The organism is Lewinella sp. 4G2 (assembly GCF_001625015.1).
In the GTDB taxonomy this organism is placed as follows: domain Bacteria; phylum Bacteroidota; class Bacteroidia; order Chitinophagales; family Saprospiraceae; genus Neolewinella.
In genome coordinates this window covers 560,623-575,831 of sequence record NZ_LVWJ02000014.1, presented here as the reverse complement: position 1 = coordinate 575,831, position 15,209 = coordinate 560,623, and the positions used below count along the sequence as shown (strand labels likewise).

Here is a 15,209-nt window from a genome sequence, read left to right as displayed (position 1 = left end):
CGTCGAAGACGCGCTCCGGGTTTTCGTAACCGCCACGGTTATTTTAACCCACCACAAATCGTCCCGGAGGGACAAGCAACTTAGCCTAGGGTCAAGGAGGCGTAGCCGAACGACCCCGGGTTTTCGTTAAACCAAAATATCCCGACCGGGAGGTCGGGAACCACCCCAAACAAAAAAATCCCGACCTTTGCCCTCCCAAAACCATTTCACCGAAATGCCAACCACCGCCACCAAGCGCAAAGATATCCGGTCCCTTTCCCTGGAGGAATTGACCTCGGCCATGATCCTGCGCGGAGAAAAGAAATTCCGGGCCAAACAGGTCTACGAATGGCTGTGGAAAAAGGGTGCCCGTAATTTTGATGAAATGACCAACCTTTCCCTCGAACTACGGGAAACGCTGAAGGCGGAATTCGCCTTCCCGGTCATGTCCGAAGACATGGTCCAGCGGAGTTCGGACGGGACGATCAAGAGCCGCTTCCGCCTGCACGATGGCCACCTCATTGAGTCCGTCCTCATCCCCGTAGTGGCGGACGACCGCTTTACCGTCTGCGTCTCCAGTCAGGTGGGGTGTAGCCTGACGTGCACCTTCTGCGCTACCGGCCGCATGAAACGCCTCCGTAACCTCACCGCTGCGGAAATCTACGACCAAGTCTACCTCGTTAATGAGCAGTGCTTGGAGACCTACGGCAAACCTCTGACGAACATTGTCTACATGGGCATGGGCGAGCCACTGCTGGCCTTCAAGGAAGTGGTGGGCAGCATCGACCGCATCACCTCCCACACCGGGCTTCACATGGCCCCGCGCCGCCTCACCGTTTCGACGGCGGGCATCGCAAAAATGATCGTCAAATTAGCCGATGAGGATACCAAAGTCAACCTCGCCATCTCCCTCCACGCGGCGGACGATGCGAAGCGTAACGAGATCATGCCCATCAATGAGAGCAACAACCTGGAGGTACTCGTCGATAGCCTGAAGTACTTCTACGCCAAAACCAAGAAACGGATTGGTTTCGAGTACATCACCTTCCAGGATTTCAACGATAACATCGAGGATGCCGAGAAGCTCTACCAGATCTGTAAGCAGGTCCCGAGCATGGTCAACATCATCGAGTACAACCCCATCGATAACGCTCCCTTCCGTAAATCCACGGAGCACCGCATTGACGATTTCGCGACCTACCTCCGCGACCGCGGCATCATGGTCACCGTCCGCCGAAGCCGGGGTAAGGACATTGATGCGGCCTGTGGCCAATTGGCGAATAAGTAGGGTGTTAGTCGGGTAGTCGGGTAGTCGGGTAGTAGCGTAGTCAGGTAGTACTACCCGACTACCCGACTACGCTACTACCCGACTAAAACCTTTACCAACTCCCGCTGCTTCTCCTCATTAGAGATCAGGTAAATCGGCAGCACCTCTTTCCCACCATCCTTCTTCGTGATGACGAGATCGCGCACGTTGGGTTGTTCTACGGAAGCGATATCGGCCAGGGCTACTTTAAAGACATCCGGGTGCTGGGTCAAACTCCAAATCAGCTCAGTTTCGCTGACGCGCACGTAACGGTCCGCCGGATCGTGGTTGGCGTTGACGTGGCGGATGCCGGCGTAGGCAAGTAGGCCGCCCAATAACAGATAACCAACGGCGAAGATCAGGTAGTAATAAGAGTGCTCCTCCTCCGCGCTGTTCCAATCCGTGATAAACAGAAACAACTCATACAGCCCAGCAATTAGTAGCAGGAAGGCTCCCGCAAAGAGCAGGAAGTGAATCCACCGATCCTGTTTGTCGGCGTGGTGCTCGGAATGGTAGGTAAATCGAAGGGGCATAGTGCGGAGGCGCTGGATATGGGAAAGGTACGCAGCTTGGAAGGAATGGTAGTAGAGTGGGCCACCAGACGTAAAGTAGAGTGGGCCACCTTACGGTGTGCCACCGCTACGCAGGCCGGCCCTTCGGGACGGGGTGTCAGACAGCGCCGCATGGTAGAGTAGAGTGGGCCACCTGACGGTGTGCCACCGCTACGCAAGCCGGCCCTTCGGGACGGGGTGTCACACAGCGCCGCAGGGTAGAGTAGAGTGGGCCACCTAACGGTGTGCCACCGCTACCCAAGCCGGCCCTTCGGGACGGGATGTGCCGAAGCGCCGCAGGAGACTCTGGTTCTCTTACACTCTACTTCTCCTGCGAACAAATCCCACGCAAGCAAGCGCCGCAGGCCTCCCCAACCTCACCAACTCCTGCGAAACCTACCTTGATGGACCGGTGCTTCTGGAAACGTACGCAAAAACCTCAGTTTCTCACCCACCTCCTCTTACTCCCTGGCAACCGCCGGAGGCCAGACGCGGCCAGAGGCCACGTCTCCGTAAATCACACCCCGTAAATCCCAAACACAAAGTCACTCTCTCGCCCCTCCAGGTAGGCATCCTCCAAAGCAAAAAGTTCTTCGAGCAAGGCCCGGTTTACCTCCGTATCGGCCACGAAGTGGTGGGAGATGTCCTTGAGCGTGGCCATCAACAAATTACCGCCGTAGGCCCGCTCCACTACCGGACGGAAAGCACGGCGGAGGGTCGGCATGATGTGGGAGGACTCCACGCACTCCGAAGGGTCCGCAATCCGCATGCGGAGGGAGCCGACGCCGTAGTAGGCTTGCTTGAGGTGGCCCGTCCGAAACAAGGTTCGGTGCGACTCCGGCAGTAACTGGATGGCCTTATTGATGTAGGAAATCTGCTCCCGAGGGTACTGTAACCGGTCCGGGCCCACGTATTCGTTGATCATCACGGTGCCGCCGGGCCGCAGCCAGCTTTTGACCTTTTGGGTGAGCAATTCCTCCACGTCCGAAATGTGGTGGAGGGAGGCGTGGAAAAGCACGACGTCGTAATGCGCCAGAAGTAGATCCAGGGAACGGATATCCCCCACCACGAACTCCATGTTCTCAATCCCCTTCTCCGCGGCAAGGCCTTTGGCTTTTTCCAGCAGGGTAGGGACGATATCCACGCAGGTGACCGATGCAAACTCGGGGTAACCGGCGAAGATCATCTCGTGGCTACACACCCCGGAACCGATGGACAGCATCCGCAAGCCCTCCCGACCGGCGTAAACCGTTCGCATGGCAAAGGATTCATAATTCTCCTCCGGGTCCCCAGTAATGAGGATGTTCCACCGGCGGCGAACTGCGGGAATGATCCACCAATTCGAGCTGTCGTAAGAACTCTCGTCGAAGGCACTCTTCGTCCGCTCCAGCCCGTTCGGATTTAGTTTGGACAGCAGGAAACCACTACCGCGTTGCCGCAATTTTTGGTAGACATCGATAAAATCCTGGCGGGTCAGCAGTGGCAAGGAAAGTGGTTTTTAGTATTGGGCCGGTCCCTTTCAACCCATTGCTTCGCACCCGCGGCAGCGATACGAAGGTAGTCCCGCACTTAGTCGGGGCGCCCTAGAACGCATGACGGAAATGCTTCGGAGGCTTAATCAACGGACGATCACGATCTTGCCAACGGCAGATTTAGGGTCGGCAATTCCAAAGCGGGCATTGCTGGAGGCGAAGACGAGATAGACGCCCGAAGTTACGCTGCGGCCGTTGTAATCCCGACCGTTCCAGACGTACTGGCCACCCGTCGCGGTGCCTTCGTCGACGAGCTTGCCGGAAAGGTCGGTGATCTTCACGCGGGCGTCCCGTACGAGGCCGTTGATGGCGATGGGGCCGTCGTAACCGGGCTCGACGGGGTTGGGGAAAATGGTGAACGGGTCCCGAAAATCCGGTGCGGAGGGCGCCGTGGCCTCTCCCCGCCAGCTGATGATGCCGAGATCCGTACCGAAATAAACCGTGCCGGTCTCCGGGTCAATGGCAATGTCCCGGACCAAATTATCCAGCAGGGGGCTGTTGCCGGAAGTGAAGTTGAGGATCTGCTCGTCCCCGTCCGGCGAAAGCAGGTAGACGCCACCGCTGAGCGTACCGACCCATTTTTGATTACCACCGTCGACGGTGATGGAGCGGATCTCCTCCGTTTGCAGCAGGAAGCCGTTAAAATCGTCCTCCGCCGTTGCCACCGGCAGGCGGCCCGTACAATTAGCGGTGTTGAAGACCTCCGAACCGCACTCAAACAGGATGATGCCCTCCGCGGTGCCCACCCAGACGACGCCGCGTTGGTCCACGGTGACGCTCCTGACGCTGTTCGTTGGAAGGCGGCTGTTGCTGGAGAGGATGGTCCGGCAGCGATCGTCGGAGGGGTCCATCGGCGTGCCATTCACGTCGAGCACGGTGATACCACCCCCGTCGCTGGTAGCGTGGATGACCCAGAGGAATCCACTGTCGTCGATTTCGATGGAGAGGGCTACATTCAGGTCGCAATCACCCCCGAGATCGGCCCACTCGCCGTCGGGGCTGCGGACGGAAATGATGTTCCCGTCGTCCGCCCCACTGTTGGCGAAATAGTTGAATCCCTGTGGGTCAGTGACGACTCCGGCTACCCGGACGCGGCCCGCGCTTTCCCCGATCGCATTACTCAGCGTGGAGTTGAATTCATCGTACAGTTCCCCGGTCTCAGAGGCCTCGTCGAAGCGAATTACCCCTTCGTAAAAGGAGGAAAACCAGTGGGCGTTACCGACCGGGTCGTAGTGGACGTCCACGATCGTCGCCACGTCATCGTTGCCGTTGGGTTGCCCGTCGCGGCCGAGGAAGGCCTCTACGTTATTCCGGTTGAAGGCGTTCCAGGAATTGTCCAGCAGGCGGTAGGCGCCGCCGAAAAAGAAGGAGGGGCCGAAGTTTTCGTTCAGCACGGCGGGGGCTACCCACAGCGCGTTTCCGTCGTGGAGCAAGCGGAAATTGCGGTCCGTCAACGGGCCGGGGTATTCGAGGCGGTTACAGTCTTCGCTGAACACATCGTCGACGTAACGGATAAAATCCGTCCCCTGCTCGCCGAACCAGACGCGGCCCTGCTCATCTTCGATGGCGTTGTTCGTCCGGAAAAGGCAGCCAAAAATGATGTCGCGCAGGCCATTTTCGTTGAGGATGGCGACCTGGCGGCGGCTGCAATTATCGTCCTGGCAAGCGTAGCCACCCAGCAGGTAATTCGGCCCGGCGGAGAGGTACTGCAGGCGGTAATTCGGGTCCGGGTCAGTGTCGAAGATGCGGTTAGCCCGGTCATTTTCGAGCCGGTAGATATCCTCGTCGATGCCGAAGTAGAGTTGGCCTTTAAAGACGTTCACGGCGCTCGTCAGGTAGTCACCGGGGAAGTCATTGGTTGGCCCGAGTAGTTCCCAATTGCCAAAATCATTCAGGTTCGTACCAGCCTGTTGTACCCGGTACATTCCCTCGTCGGTGGCCGCGTACAGACGCCCTTCATGTTGGGCGGCGGCGTTCACGCGGATGCCGGTAAAGGTGGTGAAGAGGAAGGTCTCTTCGTTCAGATCCAGGGCCGTCAGCCCGAACCCGGCGGAGATGTAAGCGACGTCATCCTCCCCGAAAAAGATGTCGTAGATCGTCTTATCCCCGTTGAAATTAAAGTTGTCGATCTGCCGCAGCGTGCTGAACCGGTTGTTCCGCAGCAGGTCGATGACCCCGCTTTCGTATACGATCACGAGCGTTTCGGTGGGCCGGTGGTAGCGCACGATCCGTACGCGCGTTTCGGCCAGGCCGTTGTCCCGCGTAAGCGTCCGGATGCTGAGGTCCTCCTTATCCAGGTAAAAAATCGCCCGCCCGGAAGAGTAAATAATGTCGTCCTCACTCTCCGTCACGTAGGCGCCGAACCGGAATGACTGCAAGGTCCGCCACTGCCCGATGCTATCCGTCTGGGCGCTGCCGCGGGTGCAGGGGAGGAGGGCCAGGGCCAGAAATAAGCAGGGAAGGAACCTTTTCAGCATGGGGCGAAGGTAGCAGTTAATGGGTAGTCTACGGGCGGACGGCAATGGGGCCGTCAGCCTCAATAGAGACGCTGAAGACCCGGAAAACGTGGTGGAGGCATACCGGGTAGAAGGCCAAAAATAACGGACCGTCGGCTGGCGGGCAGTTCTTGTAGTGAACTGACGGTGCTCTCCGCCAGGCCCTAACGCAACTGCGACACCAATTCTTTCAACCACCCTAGCCCTGGTGCGTTAACAGACGAGCGAAGCCAACCGGCCCGCCGAAACTTAAACCCCAAGAACATGATCCCACAGGATGAATTCATGAAATACGCCACCCGCCACATGGGTATGAGCACGATGCACCTCGAAAAATACGCGCAAGCGGTAGGTGGCATGGCTTCCCCCAACGTGAGTGGTTTTTCCCCCAACGTAATCGAAGAGCGGCAAATGAACATCGCCGCCATCGACGTCTTCAGCCGCCTGATGATGGATCGCATCATCTTCATGGGCGTGCAGGTGACGGACTACGTCGCCAACGTCGTTCAGGCCCAGCTCCTCTTCCTGGAGTCCGTGGACCCCAAGCGCGACGTGCAACTCTTTATTAATAGCCCGGGCGGTAGCGTCATCGCCGGTATGGGGATGTACGATACGATGCAGTACATCACGCCGGATGTGGCCACCATCTGTACCGGCCTCGCCGCCTCCATGGGTAGCCTCTTGCTGACGGCCGGCGCCGAGGGCAAGCGCTCCATCCTTCCTCACGCGCGGGTGATGATCCACCAGCCAAGTGGTGGCATGCAGGGCCAGTTCTCCGATATGGAGATCAACTACCGCCTCATCAGCCAGTTGCGGGATGAGCTCTACAACATCTACGTCAAGCACACTGGTAAGGAGTTCGATCAGATCGCCAAGGATGCCGACCGCGATAACTGGATGACCGCCCCCGAAGCCGTTGCCTACGGTTTGGTGGACGAAGTACTGACCCGCGACCGCGATAAGGCCTAACGGATGCCATCGGCCGACTGGGAAGGGAACTTCCCCGCAAAGTCGGCTTAGCTACCGTGGAGGTTATTTTCGGGACCAATTGATCGGGGTAGTCGGATACATTGCCGGCTACCCCGATTCCGTGGGTTAATTTTGGGGCGCAAATCCCCACCCGCCACCTTTTTTGAACGCTTTTTATATTTATGATGCGAGGTAAGAAACAAGAGATCAACTGTTCATTCTGCGGCCGTAACAAGGAGGAGACGCTCGTGCTCGTCACCGGCCTATCGTCCAATATCTGTGAAACCTGTGTGGACCAGGCCCGGGATATCATCGCCGATGAACTCTACGGTGGCGTCTACCCCGAAGAGGAGAACCGCAGGGAAGAGAAACCCAGTAAGCGAAAAGAATTCCGCTTACCGGAAGGCACCACGCCCCGCCGGATCAAGGAGCACCTCGATAAGTACGTGATTGGGCAGGACCAGGCCAAGAAGATCATCTCCGTGGCGGTGTACAACCACTACAAACGCCTGTCTTTCCCGCCCACCATGGCGGAAGAAGTGCAGATTGAAAAGAGTAACCTCCTCCTCGTTGGCCGCACCGGTACGGGGAAAACTCTCCTGGCGAAGACCATCGCCAAGATGCTCGACGTTCCCTTCGCCATCGTGGATGCCACCGTATTTACCCAGGCCGGCTACGTGGGGGAAGACGTTGAATCTATCCTCAGCCGCCTCCTGCAGGTGTGTGACTACGACGTATCCTCCGCCGAACGCGGAATCGTCTACATCGACGAGATGGACAAGGTGGCCCGTAAGGCCGACAACCCCAGCATCACCCGAGATGTAAGTGGCGAAGGCGTGCAACAGGCCATGCTCAAAATGTTGGAGGGTACGGAAGTGCTCGTCCCACCTCAGGGTGGCCGCAAGCACCCCGAGCAGAACCTGGTAAAGATGAATACGGAGAACATCCTCTTCATCTGTGGTGGTGCCTTCGACGGCATCGAAAAGGTGATTGCCCGACGGATGAACTCCAAGGTGATCGGCTTCGGTAGCAAGGACACCAAGCGGATCGAGGAAGAAGATATGTTGGAATACGTGACCCATAAGGACGTGCGCCGTTACGGGATGATTCCCGAACTGATCGGCCGCCTCCCCATCGTTACCTACCTGCGGCCCCTCGATCTGGAAGCGATGAAACGCATCCTGACGGAGCCCCGCAACAGCCTGGTCAAGCAGTACCAACACCTCTTCCGGTTGGAAGGGATCAACCTCACTTTTTCCGACGACGTGATCGAGTACCTCGCCCAGACGGCCCTTGAGTACGAGCTCGGTGCCCGCGGCTTGCGCTCCATCTGTGAGGCTGTGATGACGGACGCCATGTTCGAGACCCCCGACGAAAAGGACATCAAGCACCTTACGATCGACCTCAAGTACGCTAAGGCTAAACTAGAGGGTGGGATGCTCGAAGTGCTGCGAGCGGCGTAATTCCGAAGGGGATAGTTCCACGGGAATGGAGGGAGCCGGACAAGAACCGAACCACCCATTCTCGTATTACGTATACCGACCAAAAAATCCACCCCTATGGCCATTGATGCTGGAGACCTGCGGGTCGATTATCAAGCGGACCAATTACTGGAAGGGCAGGCTGCGGCCGATCCCTTCGTACAATTCGACCAGTGGTTCCAGGCGGCGAAGGCCTCCGATTGCCCGGAACCCAACGCCATGATTGTCGCTACCGTGACGGCGGATGGCCGCCCCGCCGCCCGCGTCGTCCTCCTCAAACAGGTGACCGAGGAGGGTTTCGTGTTCTACACCAATTACGAAAGCCGCAAGGGCCAGGAATTATTGGCCAACCCCAATACCGCAGTGGTCTTCAATTGGTTGGAACTCCAACGGCAGGTCAGGATCGAAGGGACGGTAGAAAAAGCACCGGCGCAGATGTCGACGGACTACTTCCAGTCCCGCCCCCGCAAAAGTCAGATCGGTGCCTGGGTGAGCCCCCAGAGCCAGGTCGTCCCGGACCGTGCCTTTCTCGAACAACGGCAGGAAGAAGTGGAAGCCCGGTTTGCGGGGACGGAAGAGTTGCCCCGCCCGGAACACTGGGGTGGTTTCCTCATCAAACCTACCCTGATTGAATTCTGGCAGGGCCGCAGCAGCCGCCTCCACGACCGGTTGGTTTATACCCCGGCGGAAGGTGGAAAATGGAAGATCGACCGGCTCGCTCCCTAACTTTACCCGAGACGAATTACCTGCTTACCCTTACTCCGCGAGTACCTGGAAAGCGGTGTAATTAAATGGCCACGTTACGGCCCACCCCCTATGCAAGTAAAAAATGATTGGGTCCAGCTCCAGACGGACATCCTTCCCCACAAGGCGAAGTTGCGGGGAGCCGCCGAAACCGTACGCGACGAAGGCGTCAGTAATTACCCCCTGTTCTTTGCCTACGCCGGCGAGGAGAACCAGCACGCCCCCGGTATCGAGGTGATGCAGGTGCCGACCAACCGGTCCGTAGTGTGGAACATCAACGTCACTACGCTGGAGGAACTGGCGACGAAGGGCATCGTCACGAAAGAGAAGATCGACCCCTTCCGCAAGGTGTACAAAAACAGTCCGGATGCCATTTGCTTTCTCATCGTCGATGAGGAAGGTGCCCGCTTTGGTTTTGTCGACGCCAAGTAAGGGAGCCCGTAACGTATAACCCGTACACCAACTCCTTCAGAAAAGAATAGCCCATGATTCAGGAATCCACCATCGAACGCATCCTTACCCGCCTGGAATCCGGTATGGATGATTACGAGCAGGAGATCAAGGACCTCGCCGAATCGCAGCCGCACGTCATGGCCTACATCGCCAACGAGGAGAACGAAGCCTTTACGGAGCAGGAGTTGGAGTTGTTGCTGTTCGGCACCATCGTCATCTACCAATCTATCACGGACGAGCGGACCGAGCCGCCCGTCGCTACGCCGGACCAAATCCAGCAAGCGGAAGAAGCCAATTACCAGGTGACGAACGCCATCAAGGGCAACCTGCGCGCCAAATTGGACCCATTCTTCAGCAACACCCCCGAAGAAGAACTCCTCGCCTTCGCCGAAGATCTCGTCTCCGACGACGAGACCGACGGCATCACCAAAGAAGCCCGCGAACCCCTCTTCCTCAGCCTAAAAACGGTAGTGGACGTCCTGACTTAATACCAGGTTACATCTTCCCGAAGGGAAAGGGTCGTTAGCCCGGGGTCAAGGAGGCCAAAGGCCGAACGACCCCGGGTCTTCGTTAGTCCGGTCTAAAATCTAAAGTCTAAAATCTAACGTCCAATCTCCCCCGTCCAAAATCTAAAATCTAACGTCTAAAGTCCCCCACCAGTCCTCACCCCATCCACCCGGCTCAGTATCCAAACCCCGGCACCCGCGACAGCGCAAGAAACGAGGATCGCCGCACCGTAACCGTACAGCTCCGCCACCCCAAAACCAACCAGCTGGGCCAAAATAAAGGCCGCAGAATAACTCGCGCTCAGTACGCCGAGGTATTCCCCCCGCCGCGCTGGTGGGGCGTATTTGGAGAGGTAGGCATTCGTGAGTGGCATGTAGGTGATCTCCCCGAGGGAGAGCAGGATGACGCAAAGGGAGAGGGCCAGAAAACCCAGCCCCACGGCCAGTGGTAGCAAAGCGAAGGACAAAATGATGATGCCCGCCCCGATGAGCATGACCTTGATGAGCCGGTACCTGGATTCGATGACGTAGAGCGCGGGCATCTCCACGGCGACGATGACGACGCCGCTGATGGTGAACAACAGGCCGATCAAGCGCTCGTCGTAACCCGCCGAGGCGAGGTAGGGCGAAAAGGTGCTGAAGAGGTTGAAGAAACACAACATGATGAAAGCGTTTGCCACGACGTACATCACCAACCAGGGCTCCCGGAAGGCCGGTTTGCTGCCTCCGGCTTCCCCCCGGGCGTAGGCGGCCCGGTCGGCGGCGCGATCTTCCTCGCTGACAAGGGGGACGGCGGTTTCATCTTTGGGCAACAGTACCAAAAACAGGATGCCGGCGAGGAGGTAAGTGATGCCGTCTCCCCAGAACATCAGGGAGTAGCCGAACTCGTAGATCAGAAAGCCACCCAACGCCGGGCCGATGCTGAAGCCCAAGTTGACGGCCATGCGCTGGAGACCATAGGACTGGGTCAGTCGTTCCGGTGGGGCATAAATGGCGATCGCCGCCCGGTTGGCGGGGCGAAAGGCATCCGCCACGATGGAGATGAGGAAGACCAAGCCGCAGAGGCCCCAAAAATCCGTCACGTAAGCCAGCACGATGTGTAGCACCCCGGATAGAAAGAGAGACGCCACCATGATGTGCCAGGAGCCGTAGCGATCGTTCAGGATGCCACCGATGTAGTTGCCCACCACGCCGCCGGCCCCGAAGGTGGCCATGACGTAGCCCGCGTCGATGGGGGAGAAGCCCCGGCTGTTGATGAGGTAAACGGAAAGGAAGGCGACCACCATGGCGCCACTCCGGTTGATCAACATGATGAAGGAGAGCAACCAAACTTTACGCGGCAGACCCGTGAATGCCTTGACGTAAAGGTCCTTAATGGAAGCCAGGGAAGCATTCATGCGCCGTAGATTGAGCTGGGCCAACAGAGGCGCCGCGCGGTAAGTTGCTCGAATCTCCGTAAGTTTGTAAGCATTCTCCAAGCTACGGCGTACAATATCGCCGGGCCGGGTGCTTTATAGGAATTCATCATCAAAACAGGGTGTTCGCGGCGGAAGAGCCCAGCGACCCCAAGAACGCACATCAGGATAATGTCTTCAACCAAGGAGCGCATCATGATTGGAGGGCTGCGCCGGCTACTGAACGGCACGGCCAGAATGACCCGGCGCGGAGCCGGACGGATCGGCTATTACCTGCTCACCACCCCCCGCCGCCTGGCCGATGACCCCGGCGCGGATGAGTTCATCAAGGACGCCACCTGCCAGGTCATGCACCTGCGCGGTACGGACATCCAAACCTACCACTGGGAGGGAGACGGACCCAGTATCCTGTTGCTCCATGGTTGGGAAAGCTCCACCGCCAGGTGGCACGAACTGTTTCCCCTGCTCAGGGACAACGGCTACAATATCTACGCCGTGGACGCCCCCGCCCACGGAAAGAGTGGTGGTAAAAAATTCACCGTCTTCGAATACTGTCAGGTCCTGCACGAGTACTTCGAGCACCGCGGTGGCGCCCAGGATATCTGGATCGGCCACTCCGGTGGCGGCATGGCGGCCATTTACTACTCCTCCCAACCGGAATTCCACCACCGGCCGAAAGAGATGGTCTGTATGGCCGTGCCGGGTGAGCTCGAGAACTTTATCGATAAGTTTTGCGACGTTATCGGCGCTAACGACCGGGTGAAGTACGGCATCGAACAACGCTTCTTTAGCAACCTAAAGGCCCGATTCGCGGACATCAACTTTAAGGAGTTCGTCAAAAGTGTCCGGGTACCCGGGCTCATCATTCACGATGAGGAAGACGACGTGGCGCCCATCGACGGGGCGCGGAAGATGCACTCCAACTGGGTGGGCTCTAAACTCGCCACCACGAAGGGATGCGGGCATAGCCTGTACGGGGAGATCGTGCCCGCGCTGGTGCTCGGTTACCTGCAGCGTGACCGTTCCGCACAGGTGCCGGTGGTGGAGTAGGGAAATTGACGATCGGTGGGCAGAGCGTAAAGTCCGATGTCCCTTCCATTCAAGTATTGGCCATTGTAGAAACGGGTGCTCCGAAGCAACCGGGGCTGAACTACTGTAGGGGTGAGTGGTTAACAGCTACGTATCAACACTCGCCTGGTGTGCTCATCACACCTCAACCACGTTTTCCATGGCTGCTCCTACCGTCGGTATCGACGATATGTCCCTGTACATCCCCCAGCTTTACCTACCCATCGAAACCCTCGCGGAAGCGCGGGAGCTGAACTACGATAAACTGAGCAAAGGGCTGGGCCTGCTGGAAATGTCCCTGGCTGACGTCCGGGAAGACGCCGCCACCATGGCCGCCAACGCCGTGCTCGACCTCATCCACAAGAATGATCTCGAGCCCCGGCAGATCGGCCGCATCTACCTCGGTACCGAATCCGCTCTGGACGGCGCCAAGCCAACGGCTACCTACGTGCTCGACATGCTGCAGGACCACTTTGCGGACGCCTACGGCCCCAATTGCTTCCTCAACTGCGACGTGGTGGACCTCACCTTCGCCTGTATCGGCGCGGTGGATGCCCTCCAGAATTGCCTCGAATGGGCCGCCGCCAAGGAAGGCCGCATCGGCATCGTCGTGGCCAGCGACGAAGCAAAATACGAAATGAACTCCCCCGGTGAGTACACCCAGGGCGCCGGATCCGTAGCGATGCTCGTAGGTCAGGAACCACGTTTACTGGCGATCGACCCCGACTTTGGGGTGGCGACGCGCCCGGCCCACGATTTCTTCAAACCCCAGCGGAAGGTCTCCAAACGGGAGATCATCGAAGAAGTGGTGAGCCTGTTGCCGGACGTATCCGGAGACGACGTCAACCTCGACGCGCTCGTAGAGCAGCTGGGTAAGGGACTCGGAGTCAACGGCGTCCTCGACTGCAACGAAAAAGACCTTACCCTGCACAAGGTGACGCCTGTGTTTGACGGGCCCTACTCCAACCAGGCCTACCAAGCCCGTATTCGGGAGGCCCTGACGGATTACCGCCGCCGCTCCGGCCGCCAGCCGGGTAACCTGCTGCAGGATTTCTCCCACCTTGTTTTTCACCTCCCCTACGCTTACCAGGCCCGCCGGATGTTCTCCGAGATCTACATGGAAGAGCTCAAGGCCAACGGTGGCTGGGAGGCCTTCATCGAGAAGAACGAACTCGAAGTCCCCTGCGCCGACAGCTACGAAGACCGGGAAGAATACATCACGAAGTGCGCGGACTTCCTCCGCCTCGTCACCAAAACTTCTGATTACAAGGAGTTCCTCGCCGAATACATTGCCCCCGGCGAATGGGCCAGCTCCCGCGTCGGTAACCTTTACGCCGGCAGCGTCTTCCTCAGCCTCATGAGCACCCTGGAACACCTGGCGGAAGGCGATACGGACCCGGCTGGCGAATCCATCTGCGTATTTGCCTACGGTAGCGGTTCGAAATCCAAGGTCTTCGGTGCCACCCTCCAACCCAACTGGCGGGAAATGGCCGGTGGGCTGGACGTCGGCCTCCGCCTCGACTACCGCCAGGAGATCAGCTACGCCGATTACGAAAACCTACACCGCTGCTGCCAGGACCAAGACCTCGCGGAGCTACAAGAAGGCGCCTTCTTCCTCGCCGACGTCCACGACGAGCGGGATGAGACGGAGGGCGTGCGTCATTACGGCTACGCGGCGCGGACGGCTTAGGAGTTGCGGGATGGAGAGTTTTTAGGCCTGTTTTCTTTGCTCCTTTCTCCGGTTTTGTAAGCAAATTTTTTGAGTGCTTTGGTACTTTGGTGCTTTGGGCTGCCGCGCATGAAACGTGCGGCAGCCCAAAGCACCAAAGCACCAAAGCACCACCACGAAGTAGCAGCGAAGCTAAAGCACCACCCCCGGCCAACCCCAAGCCCCAAAAAAGCCCTCCTTAAGCCCGAAGAAACCCAACGCCGTATCTTCGCCCTCCCCGCTTACGCAACCACCACCGATGTTCGATATTGAATGGCTGAATTACGATCCGGAAACCCCGGGCTTTTACATCGTGCTGCTCACGACGCTGTTCGCCTTTTTCCTCAGTTCATTGATTGCGATCACTTACGAGTTTACGACTCAGAGTATCTACCGGCGGGCCCACTTCGTCCAGGCCTTAATCCTCATCGGGACGGTGGCGGCCATGGTCATGCAGGCCATCGGGGATAGTCTCGCCCGCGGGCTTGGCATCATTGGAGCGCTATCGATCATTCGCTTCCGGACGGTGCTGGATGACCCGCGCAACATCACCTTCATGTTCGCTTCTTTGGGGGCGGGCATCGCTTCGGGCGTCCTCGGTTTTTCGGTGGCGCTGACGGGGACGATCGTCTTTTGCCTCGGGGCCGTTATCCTCCGGTTCAGCCCATTGAGCAATACGAACGAGCTCATCGGGGAAGTCCGTTTACAGGTCCCTAAAGATGACGAGCTCAAGGCCATTATTGAAAAGGCGCTGTACAAGGAATGCCGGGACATCGAACTCGAAAAGATCCGCTTCCTCAACCCCAAGCGCGTCAAGACTTACGACGATAAGGGTATCCCCCAGGTCGAGGAGTACTCGCGGGAGAACCTGCAGGAGTTTTCCTACCTCATCAAACTGAAGCACCGGGGTTCCATCAGCGCGCTCGGCGAGTCGCTCGAAGCCATCCCGGGCTTGGAAAGCCTGCGGCTCAGCTTCCGCCAACGGGCCACAAAACTCTGATC

13 protein-coding genes are annotated in these 15,209 nt (G+C 58.2%); 9 read left to right on the top strand and 4 right to left on the bottom strand.

Annotation, left to right across the window (positions count from 1 at the left end; translation table 11 throughout):
- Positions 1-214 precede the first annotated feature (214 nt).
- On the top strand, positions 215-1,267 hold the full coding sequence (gene rlmN, locus A3850_RS03860) for a 23S rRNA (adenine(2503)-C(2))-methyltransferase RlmN (RefSeq protein ID WP_068214378.1): 1,053 nt from the start codon (positions 215-217) through the stop codon (positions 1,265-1,267).
- 74 nt (positions 1,268-1,341) lie between these two features.
- Here rlmN and A3850_RS03855 read toward each other — a convergent pair whose 3' ends face one another.
- The 3 genes from A3850_RS03855 to A3850_RS03845 all read right to left on the bottom strand — a co-directional run bounded on the left by A3850_RS03855 (position 1,342) and on the right by A3850_RS03845 (position 5,845).
- Positions 1,342-1,818, bottom strand: a complete 477-nt coding sequence (locus A3850_RS03855) for a hypothetical protein (RefSeq protein ID WP_068214376.1) — start codon at positions 1,816-1,818, stop codon at positions 1,342-1,344.
- 535 nt (positions 1,819-2,353) lie between these two features.
- Positions 2,354-3,322: a bifunctional 2-polyprenyl-6-hydroxyphenol methylase/3-demethylubiquinol 3-O-methyltransferase UbiG gene (locus tag A3850_RS03850; RefSeq protein ID WP_068214374.1), complete on the bottom strand. Its 969-nt coding sequence runs from the start codon at positions 3,320-3,322 to the stop codon at positions 2,354-2,356.
- A gap of 132 nt (positions 3,323-3,454) precedes the next feature.
- Positions 3,455-5,845 (bottom strand): two-component regulator propeller domain-containing protein, encoded by a 2,391-nt coding sequence (locus A3850_RS03845; protein ID WP_068214371.1) that lies wholly within the window; start codon positions 5,843-5,845, stop codon positions 3,455-3,457.
- Positions 5,846-6,127: 282 nt separating this feature from the next.
- On the opposite strand from A3850_RS03845, the gene A3850_RS03840 reads away from it, so the two are divergent.
- The 5 genes from A3850_RS03840 to A3850_RS03820 all read left to right on the top strand — a co-directional run bounded on the left by A3850_RS03840 (position 6,128) and on the right by A3850_RS03820 (position 9,998).
- On the top strand, positions 6,128-6,832 hold the full coding sequence (locus A3850_RS03840; RefSeq protein WP_068214368.1) for a ClpP family protease: 705 nt from the start codon (positions 6,128-6,130) through the stop codon (positions 6,830-6,832).
- A 185-nt stretch (positions 6,833-7,017) separates the two neighbouring features.
- A complete protein-coding gene (clpX, locus tag A3850_RS03835) occupies positions 7,018-8,295 on the top strand; it encodes an ATP-dependent Clp protease ATP-binding subunit ClpX (RefSeq protein WP_068219382.1) in 1,278 nt (425 codons plus the stop codon).
- Positions 8,296-8,391: 96 nt separating this feature from the next.
- Positions 8,392-9,039 carry a pyridoxamine 5'-phosphate oxidase gene (gene pdxH / locus A3850_RS03830; protein WP_068214366.1) on the top strand — a complete coding sequence of 216 codons (648 nt, stop codon included), beginning with the start codon at positions 8,392-8,394 and terminating at the stop codon, positions 9,037-9,039.
- A 90-nt stretch (positions 9,040-9,129) separates the two neighbouring features.
- Positions 9,130-9,489 (top strand): hypothetical protein, encoded by a 360-nt coding sequence (locus tag A3850_RS03825; protein WP_068214364.1) that lies wholly within the window; start codon positions 9,130-9,132, stop codon positions 9,487-9,489.
- 53 nt (positions 9,490-9,542) lie between these two features.
- Complete coding sequence (locus A3850_RS03820) at positions 9,543-9,998, top strand: hypothetical protein (RefSeq protein WP_068214362.1); 456 nt, start codon at positions 9,543-9,545, stop codon at positions 9,996-9,998.
- Positions 9,999-10,153: 155 nt separating this feature from the next.
- Here A3850_RS03820 and A3850_RS03815 read toward each other — a convergent pair whose 3' ends face one another.
- Positions 10,154-11,413 carry an MFS transporter gene (locus tag A3850_RS03815; protein WP_068214360.1) on the bottom strand — a complete coding sequence of 420 codons (1,260 nt, stop codon included), beginning with the start codon at positions 11,411-11,413 and terminating at the stop codon, positions 10,154-10,156.
- 189 nt (positions 11,414-11,602) lie between these two features.
- Here A3850_RS03815 and A3850_RS03805 point away from each other — a divergent pair, with 189 nt between their 5' ends.
- From A3850_RS03805 to A3850_RS03790, 3 genes are all read left to right on the top strand, one after another.
- Positions 11,603-12,481, top strand: a complete 879-nt coding sequence (locus A3850_RS03805; RefSeq protein ID WP_082921600.1) for an alpha/beta fold hydrolase — start codon at positions 11,603-11,605, stop codon at positions 12,479-12,481.
- Positions 12,482-12,659: 178 nt separating this feature from the next.
- Positions 12,660-14,189: a hydroxymethylglutaryl-CoA synthase family protein gene (locus A3850_RS03800; RefSeq protein WP_082921599.1), complete on the top strand. Its 1,530-nt coding sequence runs from the start codon at positions 12,660-12,662 to the stop codon at positions 14,187-14,189.
- Positions 14,190-14,466: 277 nt separating this feature from the next.
- The gene (locus A3850_RS03790; protein ID WP_068214353.1) at positions 14,467-15,207 is read left to right on the top strand and encodes a DUF4956 domain-containing protein; all 741 of its coding nucleotides are present in this window, start codon (positions 14,467-14,469) and stop codon (positions 15,205-15,207) included.
- The last annotated feature ends 2 nt before the right edge of the window (positions 15,208-15,209 follow it).

Excerpts from the sequence above, each read along its gene's own strand:
- rlmN (WP_068214378.1), top strand. The coding sequence starts at position 215 with ATGCCAACCACCGCCACCAAGCGCAAAGATATCCGGTCCCTTTCCCTG.
- A3850_RS03855 (WP_068214376.1), bottom strand. The coding sequence starts at position 1,818 with ATGCCCCTTCGATTTACCTACCATTCCGAGCACCACGCCGACAAACAG.
- clpX (WP_068219382.1), top strand. The coding sequence starts at position 7,018 with ATGCGAGGTAAGAAACAAGAGATCAACTGTTCATTCTGCGGCCGTAAC.
- A3850_RS03825 (WP_068214364.1), top strand. The coding sequence starts at position 9,130 with ATGCAAGTAAAAAATGATTGGGTCCAGCTCCAGACGGACATCCTTCCC.
- A3850_RS03800 (WP_082921599.1), top strand. The coding sequence starts at position 12,660 with ATGGCTGCTCCTACCGTCGGTATCGACGATATGTCCCTGTACATCCCC.
- A3850_RS03790 (WP_068214353.1), top strand. The coding sequence starts at position 14,467 with ATGTTCGATATTGAATGGCTGAATTACGATCCGGAAACCCCGGGCTTT.
- A3850_RS03815 (WP_068214360.1), bottom strand. The coding sequence starts at position 11,413 with ATGAATGCTTCCCTGGCTTCCATTAAGGACCTTTACGTCAAGGCATTC.
- pdxH (WP_068214366.1), top strand. The coding sequence starts at position 8,392 with ATGGCCATTGATGCTGGAGACCTGCGGGTCGATTATCAAGCGGACCAA.
- A3850_RS03805 (WP_082921600.1), top strand. The coding sequence starts at position 11,603 with ATGTCTTCAACCAAGGAGCGCATCATGATTGGAGGGCTGCGCCGGCTA.
- A3850_RS03820 (WP_068214362.1), top strand. The coding sequence starts at position 9,543 with ATGATTCAGGAATCCACCATCGAACGCATCCTTACCCGCCTGGAATCC.
- A3850_RS03845 (WP_068214371.1), bottom strand. The coding sequence starts at position 5,845 with ATGCTGAAAAGGTTCCTTCCCTGCTTATTTCTGGCCCTGGCCCTCCTC.
- A3850_RS03840 (WP_068214368.1), top strand. The coding sequence starts at position 6,128 with ATGATCCCACAGGATGAATTCATGAAATACGCCACCCGCCACATGGGT.